Genomic DNA, 12,825 nt, shown 5'->3' with positions numbered 1-12,825 from the left:
GCAGAAATAGCCCTTCTCACCCCGAACGGAGTGAAGAGGGCTATCTTTTGTTTTGGCTTTTATCGTCAGCTAGAAACAGGGCGAAATTAAAGAATCCGAGGTATAAACTAAAGAATAGTTGCGGGTGATACGTCTATGTCAGAGGGCGGATGCTATAATTCAAGACAGAAAAACAGCATCAGAGGGGGTGCCAGTTTGCGAATTGGTAGCGTTTACAATAATTTCTTCAAAAACAATATGTTCATGAAAATGCTGTTCATCTTTTCGATGATATCGATCGTTACGATTATTACATTGTCGTATATTATTTTTCTGTCCGTATCGGACTCCACCATACGTCGGGAGCTGGCAATTCAGAAAGCGGCAATGGAGCATGTCGATCGTTACATGCATCAGCAGTATGAATCGGTCCAGAACATGGTGAGGGATATGCACCAGAATGAGGCGTTATCTGCTAACGTCACCTATCTGATGAACCACTCGTACGCCGAGTATGTTCAGCATATGACCAACGGGTATTACGCCAATCGGGATGACTATTCGGCCGAGGTGCTTAACCATTTTCAGAACATCATCGACCGTAATTCGGACATTCATCAGATCATGTTATATAGCGCCGAAAAGCAGGATTTGCTGACCTTTAATCAGAACAAACAGTTCCGCAAGCTGAACACCAACGTGGCCAGATCTTATATTCCCGATGTGATGGCGATGGAGATGCCCAATATCAGTGCGCCCAATTACTGGATTCGCAAGGCTGTCAATCTGTGGGACCCTGAGTTATACGCTATCCGTGTGCCCATTAACAATACTCAGACTTTGCGTAATATGGGCCAGTTCCTCATCTTTTTTGATTCGAAAGGCATCGGCAATGCCCTGGACAACTACGAGCGCAATCTGAAGGGCGATATTGTGGTGCTGTCCGCCAAAGGCACGGTGTTGTTCGACTCCAGCGCGAAATACTACGGGAAGAAGTATCCCTATGTGGAAGCAGCAGATTCCCTGTTTGACCAGACAGACATGGAGGCGATGAAAAAGGAACGGAACATGTATGTCAACAGGTTCGTGTCGGCGGATCAGGGTTACGTTGTCATTGGTACCGTTCCTGTGAAAGAGATGGCAGAATCGTATGCGGGTATTCGCAATACCATTATCTCCATAAGCCTGATTTCTCTGCTGTTTGCTGTGCTGCTTCCGGCTTTTTTCATTATTAACTTTGCCAAGCGTACCCGTAGAATCATTCGTTTCACCCAAAAAGTAAAATACGGCAATTTGTCTGCACGCATCGATGATGCCAGAGAGGATGAGCTGGGGCAAATATCGCACAGTTTTAACGAAATGCTGGATGAATTGAACTTGTATATAGAACGGGTGTACAAGGCAGAGATCAGACAAAAAGAGACTGAACTGGTGGCACTTCAAGCGCGAATTAACCCGCACTTCCTCTACAATACACTCGAAGTGATCCGTATGAGGGCTATTTCCCAAGGGGCAAGAGATGTAGGGGAGATGATCTACAGCTTGTCGGTCCTGTTCAAAAGCCTTGTGCAGCAAAAGCCCAATTATACACTGAAGGATGAAATGGAAGCCTGCCGTCTATATCTGGAGCTGTTCCGTATCCGGTACAAGGATATTTTTATATATACGATTCAGATCGATAGTATGTATTACGGGCATCCTGTGGTGAAACTTTCGCTACAGCCCATCATTGAAAATTATGTGGTGCATGGTATTCGGACGGAGCGTAGCGACAACCGATTGTCGATTACGGTGGGAGAAGCGGATGGTGCCCTGCAGATTGAAGTGCGGGACAATGGCAAGGGCATTGATCCTTCCCGGCTTACGGAAATCCAGGAGGAACTGGAACGTCCCGAGGAATCCGGTCAGATGTTTGGACTACGAAGTGTGCACAGCCGATTAAGGTATCTGTACGGTCCCCAGTTCGGGATCACGATTGTGAGCACGCTTGAAGAGGGGACCATGATCAGAGTGAGATATCCAGCCCATTCGGAAGGGAAAGGTGTATGACATGTACAAGGTGTTTATTGTGGACGATGAGCCGTTCATCATTGAAGGATTATACGATATTGTGGATTGGTCTTCGTTCGGGATGGAAATTGTAAATCACGCAGGCAATGGACAGGCAGCTTTGCAAGCTCTTCCTGATCAGCCGGTGGATATTCTGATAACGGACATTTCCATGCCCTTGATGAACGGACTTGATCTAATCCAGGAAGCCCGGCAGCTACAACCGGAACTGAAGGTGATAATTCTCAGTGGCTTTAATGAATTCGAATATTTAAAAGAAGGCATGAAGCTTGGCATCGAAAATTATCTGCTCAAACCGATTAATGTGGATGAACTGCAATCCACGCTTCGAAACACAGCAACCAAACTGGACCAACTCGTCACACCACGTCTGGAGGAGACATACGGCATCCAGATGTTGAAGGATAATATCTTGCATCGCTGGCTTACCGGACAGATTGCCGCAGCAGAGTTTGAGGAACGTGCCAGGTTCATGAATCTTTCATTGGATGCACCATGTATTGCGGTCGCCGTGTTGCGTGACAAAACGCAGGCGCATAAGGCAGCGATGTTGTTTGCACAGGTCGAACAGCTGGCGGTAGATTATTCCGGTCTGAACATATTTCAGGATATGAATGGAGATATCGTGCTTGTAGCCAACATTGAAGACGAGCCGGATGAAAAGGACAGACTGATGCTTGGTTTGCAGGAGCTGGCAGACCGTCTGGCGGTGAGGTATCCCGATCTGCATATCGGTGCTGGACGTTTGGTGAAAGGGCTATATCAGGCTCCAGTGAGTTATGAAGAAGCCAAGAAGGCACTCCAGTACGTGATGATTTACCCTGAACGGAGAGTTATCGATCATGTCATGTTGGATCAACAAGGCCATGCGGCGCTGTCTTTCTTTATAGATTGGAGAGCCTATGCGAAGCTGATTTTGTCACGCAGCACAGAGCAGTTAGCGGGACGGATTCGCACCGATTTTGAACAGCATCGCCATGAACTTACACCTGAGCAGTTGCAAAATACGGCACTGGAAATGGTGATTCGTTTCAAGATGGAGCTGGAGGGCATCAGACATGCGGAGGAAACGGTGATCTATCAGCAAGGACTTCGTCTGGTACTGGATAGTACCACCTTGGATGAACTGGTGCACGCTTTGCAGCAGGTGGCCGCCCGGACGATTGAGTCCCTGCTTCAGGATATGCGAAATCCTATTGTGAATCAGGTGTTGCAGCATATCGACAATCATTATGCCGAAGAGCTTTCCTTGAAGCTGCTTGGCGCACAGTACCATCTACATCCGGTTTATTTGGGTCAGCTGTTCCATAAAGAGACAGGCGAGACGTTTGCCGAGTATATCAACAAGTATCGAATCGAACGTGCCAAGGAGCAATTGCGCAGCTCCAATCTGAAGGTGCATGAGATCGCCCGGAACGTAGGGTACTGGGAGACCGGCTATTTTTATAAACAGTTCCGCAAATATGTGGGGATTTCACCGACTGACTATAAAGTGTTTGGTTAATGGCGCAGTGCGATTTAATTTGGTGATAAAACAAGTTTACTGCCTGATTCTCTTTAATTTGTACCTCGAAACCTTAAGTTTATCTTCTTTTTGTAAATGCTTTCATTCGATAAGGTTAAAGCAGTTAGTTGAAAGCACTCAGGGGAACATCAGAAGGAAACACGAAAAGGGAGGATCATGCAAATGAGTAAAACCAAGAAGCGTTTCTCGCTCGTTCTTTCATTGTTAATGGCTGTTACGCTTGTTCTTAGCGCTTGCGGCGGCAACAAAGAGGCTTCCGATTCTGGTGGAGCAGGTGATGACACCGTGCAGTTGATCTGGTACACCATCGGCACACCGCAGAAGGATGTTAACAAGGTCTTGGAGGAAGTCAGTAAATATACCAAAGAGAAAATTAACGCTACCGTGACGATGAAAATGGTGGACTGGGGTGACTATACTCAGAAAATGCAAGTGAACGTAGCGTCCGGTGAACCGATGGACATTATCTTTACTTCTGCGGGTGGTTTTGACTACGTGCAAAATGCCAGAAAGGGCGCATTCCTCGAACTGGATGATCTGCTTGCCAAATACGGTCAGGACCTGACTAAAACCATTGATCCGGCTTTCCTGAATGGTTCCAAGGTAGATGGTCACAACTATGGTATTCCGGCCAATAAGGAGCTGCCGCAGCAGGAAGTCTGGCGTTTCAACAAAACGCTGCTTGATAAATACAAACTGGATACCTCCAATATCCGTACGTTAGATAGCCTGGAACCTTTGCTTAAAAAAATCAAGGAAAATGAGCCAAGTATTACTCCTTTTTCCATGGATAAAAACTACGTGCCGTATGTGCCATACGACTATGTAATCCAGAACCTGCCGATGGCCATAAAGCTGGACACCACCGATTACAAGATCGTGAACATTCTGGGAACACCAGAAATGAAGGAAGCGCTAACAACGATGCACAGATATTATAAAGTGGGTTATGTGTCGGCTGAAGCGGCAACAACAGGCTCTACCAATGATCTGACAACATCGGGCAACTGGTTCCTGGATCGTGCACAGACCCAGCCGCTCGCAGACAATCTATGGTCGGCAAGTTACGGTTATCCTGTCGTATCCACACCGGCAAGTGATGCTATCATTACCAACACATCGGTACAGGGCTCCATCATGGCAATCTCGGCCAACTCGGAATACCCGGAGAAAGCGATGGAATTCCTGAACCTGCTGAATACAGACCCGGTGCTGCGCAATATGGTGGACTCGGGCATCGAGGGTACACACTACAAAAAAGTAGAAGATACTCATATGGAAAACCTGCCTGAATCCAAAAACTATGATATGCCTTCCTACTCTCTCGGTAATAACATGTTGCTCTATCTGAACAGCAATGATCCGGATGACAAATGGGATGAGTTCAAAAAGTTCAATGCAGAAGGCGTGAATTCGCCAATCCTCAGCTTTAACTTTGATGCAAGCAAGGTATCTGCCGAGCTAACGGCAGTACAGAACGTGAAAGAACAATATTGGGCAGCATTGATGACAGGTACCCTCGACCCAGCCACCAATCTGGAGCAAGTGATTGAGAAGTTCAACCAAGCCGGACTGGAGAAAGTGATGGCTGAAGCCCAAAGCCAGCTGGATGCCTGGAGAGCAGAAAACAAGTAAGAAAATGAGAGAAGGGATCGGGCGGCTGTTTGTAGCGTTCGATCCTTTTCTCATTCATAGCCTGAAGGAGGATACCCGCAATGAGTACATTTTTTAAGAATCTAATCAAAAACCGAGTCATGCTGCTCATGGTGTTGCCCGGCGCCATCTGGTTTTTCTTCTTCTCTTACCTGCCGCTTGCAGGCACCGTCGCAGCCTTTAAACAGTACCGATTCAGTCGCGAAGGTTTCTGGGCCAGCCTGATGAAAAGTGATTGGGTAGGGTGGGACAACTTTAAATTTCTGTTCAGCACCAATGATGCCTGGCTGATTACACGCAATACGCTTTTATATAATATCACGATCATTTTTCTAGGTCTGGTCTTTGCGGTTGGACTTGCAATTCTGCTCTCCGAGCTAATCAACAAACGTCTTGCCAAGCTGTATCAAACGGGGATGTTTCTGCCATACTTTCTGTCCTGGGTCATTGTGGGTTACTTCGTATACAGCTTCCTGAGTATGGATCGCGGCATGTTGAATCAGATGATTGGCTGGTTCGGATTCGAACCGATTCAGTGGTACTCGGAGGCCAAGTATTGGCCGTATATTCTAATTTTTGTGGCGTTGTGGAAAACGATCGGATACAGCAGTATCGTCTACCTCGCCTCCATTCTGGGTATCGACAAGTCGCTGTATGAAGCCGCTATGATTGACGGTGCGAGCAAATGGCAGCAGATTCGAAACATTACGATCCCGCTGCTGTCTCCAATTATTACGATCATGACCCTGCTCGCTGTGGGGCGTATTTTCTACGCGGATTTTGGACTCTTTTATCAAGTGCCGAGAGATTCGGGAACGCTGTATTCCGTTACAAACGTAATCGATACGTATGTCTATCGCGGTCTGAAAACCAGCGGTGAGATCGGCATGAGCACAGCAGCAGGTTTGTATCAATCCGTTGTAGGTTTTGTGCTTGTGATGATCTCCAACTATGTGGTTCGCAAAATCGATAAAGACAGCAGCTTATTCTAAGAAACGAGAAAGGAGTGAACCTCTGTGACTCAAGCTCAATTGGTAAAAAAACGCGACTTCCATCACGTATCTGCTACATGGAACGTGATGATGAATATCATCGCCGGACTCTTTGCATTGATCTGTGTATTTCCGTTTATCTTTGTTGTTATCATCTCGTTTACGGATGAAAAGGTGCTGGCCCGTGACGGGTACCGCCTGATTCCGGCGGAATGGAGCTTCGCGGCCTATCAGTTTGTCTGGCAGAGCGGGGATACGCTGCTGCGGGCGTATGGGGTGACCATTCTGGTGACTGTACTAGGCACGATCATCAGTCTGGTTCTGATGTCGCTATATGCCTATGCAATCTCTCGCAAGAGCTTCCGTTATCGGAGATTTTTCTCCATATTTGCTATTCTGACGATGCTGTTCAACGGTGGCATGATCCCGACGTATATGGTGGTATCCCAGTTGTTAGGCATGAAGGATACGATCTGGGCATTGATTCTGCCGCTGGCGATGAACGCTTTTTATATCATGATCTTGCGTACGTTCTACTCGACCAGTGTGCCGGATGCAATCATTGAATCAGCGAGAATTGATGGTGCCGGAGAATTTTATACGTTTCTGAAAATAGTCATTCCGTTGTCGCTGCCGGGTCTGGCCACGATTGGTTTGTTCAGTACACTCGGCTATTGGAACGACTGGTTCAATGCCCTTCTATATATTGATAGTCCCAATCTGGTACCGCTGCAATCGATGCTGATGCGAATTGAGTCGAGCATTCAATTTATTCAGCAGAACTCGGCCAACAGCTCGATGAGTCTGGCTGCCATGCAGTCCATTCCGCAGGATACATCCCGGATGGCTATGGTTGTGCTGGCCACACTGCCGATCATATTCGCTTATCCGTTTTTCCAGCGTTATTTCGTACAGGGTCTGACGGTGGGTGCAGTAAAAGAATAATCGGATTCCTCTACAGAAATGGAGAGTTACAACATGATGATATACAAGGATAAAAGCAAGACTGTTGCCGAACGAGTAGAGCATTTATTAAGTCTGATGACCACGGAGGAAAAGGCGGGTCAGCTTGTGCAGCCCTTCGGCTGGCAGACGTATACCCAGGATCAGGGAAATATTACGCTAAACGAAACCTTCAAGAGACAGGTGGAAAAAGGAGGCGTGGGATCGTTGTACGGAACACTGCGAGCCGATCCGTGGACAGGAGTTACGTTGGAGAATGGTTTGTCTGCCAAGGCGGGGGCAGAGGTCGTCAACCTAATTCAGCGTTATGCAGTGGACCATTCCAGACTTGGCATTCCGATCCTGATTGGTGAGGAATGCTCTCACGGTCATATGGCGATTGACGGAACCGTTTATCCGGTTCCTCTTCTGCTCGGAAGTACCTGGAATGTGGAACTGTATCAGGACATGTGCCGGGCGGTGGCTTTGGAGACACGTGCTCAGGGTGGTGCGGTAACCTATTCCCCGGTGCTGGATGTGGTGCGGGACCCGAGGTGGGGACGCACCGAAGAATGTTTTGGCGAAGACCCATACCTTATTGGGGAACTGGCTGCTGCATCTGTAACGGGGCTTCAGGGAGAACACCTTGACCGTGAAGATGCGGTAGCCGCGACGCTGAAGCATTTTGTCGGATATGGAAGCTCGGAAGGAGGACGTAACGCAGGGCCTGTGCATATGGGCTTGCGCGAGCTGCTGGAAGTGGATTTGTATCCTTTCCGTAAAGCGGTTGAAGCTGGTGCAGCGTCCATTATGCCGGCGTACAACGAAATTGATGGCACGCCGTGCACCGTGAATACGGAGCTGCTGGACACGATTTTGCGGCAAGAATGGGGCTTTGACGGAATGATCATTACGGATTGCGGAGCAATCGACATGCTGGCAAGCGGGCACGATGTTGCGGCAGATGGTATGGATGCATCGGTTCAGGCGATTCAGGCCGGTATTGATATGGAGATGTCTGGCGTGATGTTTGGACGTTATCTGGTGCAGGCGGTGGAAGAAGGCAAACTTGAGATGGGGGTGCTGGATCAAGCGGTTCGCCGGGTGCTGGCATTGAAGTTCCGACTGGGACTGTTTGAGCGTCCTTATGTGGATGCGGAGCGGACAGCTGAAGTGATCGGCAGTGAACAGCATATTCAATTGGCACGTCAATTGGCAGCGGAAGGTGCAGTGTTGCTGAAAAATGAAGGCTCTGCCCTGCCGCTGTCTACAGCAGAGACAGGACGTATTGCCGTGATTGGGCCTAATGCTGACCAGGCATACAATCAGCTTGGGGATTATACGTCTCCGCAGCCGAGGTCAAAAGTGGTCACTGTACTGGACGGCATCCGCAGCAAGCTGGCGGGGACTCAGAACGATGACGATGTGGAAAAAGGAGTTAAAGTCCAGGTTTATGCAGAACAAGAGCAGATTCTTTATGCGCCTGGATGCCGGATCAAAGGTGATTCCAAAGAAGGTTTTGAACGAGCCATGGAGGTGGCCCGTGAGGCAGATACAGTTATTCTGGTCATGGGCGGTTCCAGCGCGCGTGATTTTGGCGAAGGCACGATTGATCTGAGAACCGGCGCTTCCAACGTATCCGAATATTCATGGAATGACATGGAGTGTGGTGAAGGCATAGACCGGATGACGCTGGGGTTAGCTGGTGTACAGTTGGAACTGATGCAGGAAATCTATAAGCTTGGCAAAACCATGATCGTGGTTTACATCAATGGACGACCCATTGCAGAACCGTGGGCAGATGAGCACGCAGATGCGATTCTTGAGGCATGGTATCCGGGACAAGAGGGCGGGCATGCCATTGCAGATCTATTGTTCGGTGATGTCAATCCATCCGGAAGATTGACCATCTCCATTCCCAAACATGTGGGTCAGCTTCCGGTCTACTATAACGGGAAACGATCTAGGGGCAAGCGTTATCTTGAAGAGGATCTGGAGCCGCGCTATGTCTTTGGATACGGGCTTAGTTACACAACATTTGAATACAGTAAACCGAAGCTAACACGTACATCCATGACTTCGATTGAACATGTAACGTTAACTGTAGAGATCACCAACACAGGACAACGCAGCGGGGCAGAGGTTGTGCAATTGTACATTGCGGACATCGTTAGTCAGATGACACGTCCAGCCAAGGAATTAAAGGCATTTTCTAAAATCAGGCTGGAGTCTGGGGAGACCCGGACGGTTGCCTTCCAGATTGGGGCAGAGCAGCTACAATACATTGGCCGTGATCTGAAACCTGTCGTAGAACCGGGGCAATTCCATCTTCATGTGGGTCGTAATGTGAACGATACAGAGTGGATTGAACTGACGGTAGAGGAGGCCTGACCTATGGAACGCATCAGACGATTCATTCGCGAGTTGTCCGAACAGCAGTGGCTGGAGCAACAGCAGTTGCGGAGTTGGGACATTACTCGCGCTTATTATCATACGCCAGGAGATTATGAGGTTCATGGGGATTACCCCGAAGGCCAAGATTTTGAACGTTTTCCAAGCCAACAGGGTAACACCTATTTCTTCAGAACCAAGCTGCATATTCCGGAATCGTGGCAGGGTCAACCGTATGGACTCGTATTTGATACCGGGGGGGAAGGTTTGCTGCGGGTAAATGGTCAATCTTATCAAGGGCTGGATCGCAACCATACGTATGTCTCGCTTGATCCGTGCAAAGTGGGAATCCATCCGGAACTGGAGATTGAGATGTTTGATCCGGTACCGGAACCCGTAGATCCGCTGAATCAACAAGCGGTCATTCAGCCTCCGATCACGTCCATCACAAGCCTGCTCGTTAGACCCAATAAGGCTGTACGCAGTCTGATGTATACGGTGACCATTGTGAGGGATTCGGCGATTCTGCTGCCCGAAAGTGATTTTCGGCAGGTTCGATTGGTAGAAGCGATCTATCAGGCGATGGACCAATTCGCAGGCATGAGCCAGGAAGAGATTATGCACGGGACGGGCGTTTACCAGCTGGAGGAACGTTTGATACGGCGTGTACGCGAGATTGGCGGTAATGCGGAGGGGCTGGAGCATATGGTGGGGCAGTCTCATATTGATATTGCCTGGCTGTGGCCTGTGCGGGAAACGGTGCGTAAAACGAGCCGTACCTTCTCCACGGTGGACGCACTGATGAACGAGTATCCGAATTATGTGTACTCTCAGAGTCAGCCGTTGCTATATGCTTTCTTGAAGAAGAACGATCCCGAGTTGTACGCCCGTGTGAAAAAGCGTATTGCCGAAGGACGCTGGGAACTGGTTGGCGGTATGTGGGTAGAGCCGGATCTGAACATTCCGAGCGGAGAGTCCTTGATGCGGCAAATGTTATATGGTCAGCGTTTTTATAAGCAAGAGTTCGGCATGACCTCCCGAATTGAATGGCTTCCAGATACGTTTGGATACTGCGCGTCTCTTCCCCAGATCCTGAAGCATGGCAACGTGGATTATTTTATGACGACCAAGCTGGGATGGAATGATACGAATGTGTTCCCATATGATCTTTTTCAATGGGTGGGCATTGACGGTACATCGATTCTGTCCTATCTCAATCATGGCGTTAACGAACATACGCTGCCGAAGGATATTCATGATCACTGGCAGTCTTATCGCCAAAAAGCAGCCCATCCCGAGCAAATGCTGCTTTACGGGCATGGAGACGGGGCGGCGGGGTAACACGCGAAATGCTGGAATACATTGACCGTTCTGATCTGATGGTTGGACAACCGGAGAGCGGGTACAGCACAGCAGGAGCCTTTTTTGATCAGATCCAAGCTGCGCAACCTGAACTTCCCAAGTGGCACGGTGATCTGTATCTGGAGCCGCACCGGGGAACCTACACCACACATGCCCGGAACAAACGAAGCAACCGCAAGGCAGAGGTGCTGTATCGTGAAGCCGAACTTTGGGGCACCCTTGCTTACCCTGCCATGAATGAACAAGCGCAAGCGGAGATACACCATACACTGCACGAAGGCTGGAAACTGATTTTGCTCAATCAATTCCACGATATTATTCCGGGGTCTGCCATTACCGAATCGTATGTCACTTCCCGGGAGGAATACGAGAACGTGTTCCAATGGGGCACGTCAGGGCTAAATCAAGGGATTTCTATATTAGCTGAACAGGTGATTACGCAGGGGCAGGAAGATTCAACGGCGTATCTGGTTCTGAACAGTTTGGGCTGGAAACTCAGTGCTGTTGTGCAAATTCCTGTGCGGGCTGATTCCAACTCCCACGTAGTGGATGAGCATGGTCATTACTTGCGATCCGACCGTGAAGGCAATCAATTGTTTATTTTTGTAGAGGACATTCCCGCGTTCGGTTATAAGACCCTTTGGCTGTTTTCTGAGCCGGATCATCCAAGTGAACCGCATCAAGAAGAGCTGCATCCAAAAGAGTCGAATGCAGGGACTGAAGCAGTGGCTACGATGAACAACATGGAGAGCAAGACGATTTTTAACGATACATGGGATACCGCGTATTATGATGTGCAGTTTAACGAACAAGGCGAGATGACCCGCATATGGGATAAAACAGCGGAACGCGACATGTTGCAGCCGGGTGAGCGGGGCAACCGGTTTCACTTTTTCCACGACCGCCCAACCCTTTGGGACGCATGGGATATCGATAATCGTTATGAAAAGCAGACTGCCGGAGAAGCGCAGCTTTTGGAGAAAAAGCTGGTGCTGGCAGGTCAGGTGAAGGATGTCCTGCGTTTCCGCTGGAAAATTCATCAATCCGTCATTATACAGGATATTATTTTCTATCACGATTCGCGGCGAATTGATTTCAAAACACAGGTGGACTGGCATGAGAATCACAAGCTGCTGAAGGTTGGATTTCCAATCGATGTAATGACGTCCAAGGCCACCTACGAAATTCCATTTGGGGCTCTGGAACGGGCCACACATCGCAATACAAGCTGGGAGCAGGCTCAGTACGAAGTCTGTGGACACCGGTTCGCAGACGTCTCTGAACATGGGTATGGTGTAAGTCTGCTTAACGATTGCAAATACGGATACGACGTACAGGGAAGTACGATTCGCTTGTCCTTGCTGCGTGCCTCTAAATGGCCTGACCGGACAGCAGATCAGGGAGCGCATGAATTCACATATTCCCTGTATCCTCATGAGGGCGACTGGCGTAAGGCGCATACGGTACGTCATGCCGCGGAACTGAATCACGAAGTGATTGCGCATCAGGTGATGTCAGGACAACCAGATCAGCATGAAGAGATTGAAATGCAACCAGAACATGACATATCGTATGTGCATTCAAACACAGGGTCAAAAAAGCAAGGGGCGACCGGTTTTCTTCCCGCAACAGGAGCCTGGATCACCTTTGACAGCGAACATGTCATTCTGGATACGGTCAAACGGGCAGAAGATGGCCAAGGAACGGTGCTGCGTTTCTATGAATCATCCGGCAAACGCGAGCGTATTACCTTGAAATGGCCGCATGCCTTTGAGCAGGCATACCACTCCAATGCACTTGAAGAACAGGGGGAGCCGCTGGAAAGCAATAACGGCGAGTTTACCCTGTCCTTTAAACCTTTCCAAATCCAAACCGTGCTGCTGCAGTAAACCTTGTTGCGATATTTATGTG

At 48.8% G+C, this 12,825-nt stretch carries 6 protein-coding genes and 1 pseudogene; all 7 read left to right on the top strand.

The features are described 5' to 3' along the window. The first annotated feature begins 195 nt into the window (after positions 1-195). The 7 genes and pseudogenes from MKY23_RS23010 (at position 196) to MKY23_RS22980 (ending at position 12,803) form a co-directional block, all read left to right on the top strand. A complete protein-coding gene (locus MKY23_RS23010) occupies positions 196-2,028 on the top strand; it encodes a histidine kinase (RefSeq protein ID WP_090919480.1) in 1,833 nt (610 codons plus the stop codon). Between the two features lies 1 nt (position 2,029). Further along, positions 2,030-3,553 carry a response regulator transcription factor gene (locus tag MKY23_RS23005; protein ID WP_090919477.1) on the top strand — a complete coding sequence of 508 codons (1,524 nt, stop codon included), beginning with the start codon at positions 2,030-2,032 and terminating at the stop codon, positions 3,551-3,553. Positions 3,554-3,736: 183 nt separating this feature from the next. Then, complete coding sequence (locus MKY23_RS23000; protein WP_339832488.1) at positions 3,737-5,209, top strand: ABC transporter substrate-binding protein; 1,473 nt, start codon at positions 3,737-3,739, stop codon at positions 5,207-5,209. Positions 5,210-5,289: 80 nt separating this feature from the next. Continuing rightward, positions 5,290-6,219 (top strand): ABC transporter permease subunit, encoded by a 930-nt coding sequence (locus MKY23_RS22995; protein WP_090919470.1) that lies wholly within the window; start codon positions 5,290-5,292, stop codon positions 6,217-6,219. Positions 6,220-6,243: 24 nt separating this feature from the next. Next, positions 6,244-7,164: a carbohydrate ABC transporter permease gene (locus tag MKY23_RS22990; RefSeq protein WP_090919467.1), complete on the top strand. Its 921-nt coding sequence runs from the start codon at positions 6,244-6,246 to the stop codon at positions 7,162-7,164. Positions 7,165-7,197: 33 nt separating this feature from the next. Further along, positions 7,198-9,552, top strand: a complete 2,355-nt coding sequence (locus MKY23_RS22985) for a glycoside hydrolase family 3 N-terminal domain-containing protein (protein WP_339832484.1) — start codon at positions 7,198-7,200, stop codon at positions 9,550-9,552. Between the two features lie 3 nt (positions 9,553-9,555). Further along, positions 9,556-12,803, top strand: a pseudogene (locus MKY23_RS22980) (alpha-mannosidase). The last annotated feature ends 22 nt before the right edge of the window (positions 12,804-12,825 follow it).

The organism is Paenibacillus sp. FSL R7-0272 (assembly GCF_037969905.1).
GTDB lineage: Bacteria > Bacillota > Bacilli > Paenibacillales > Paenibacillaceae > Paenibacillus > Paenibacillus polysaccharolyticus.
This window is presented reverse-complemented; position numbering and strand designations above follow the sequence as displayed.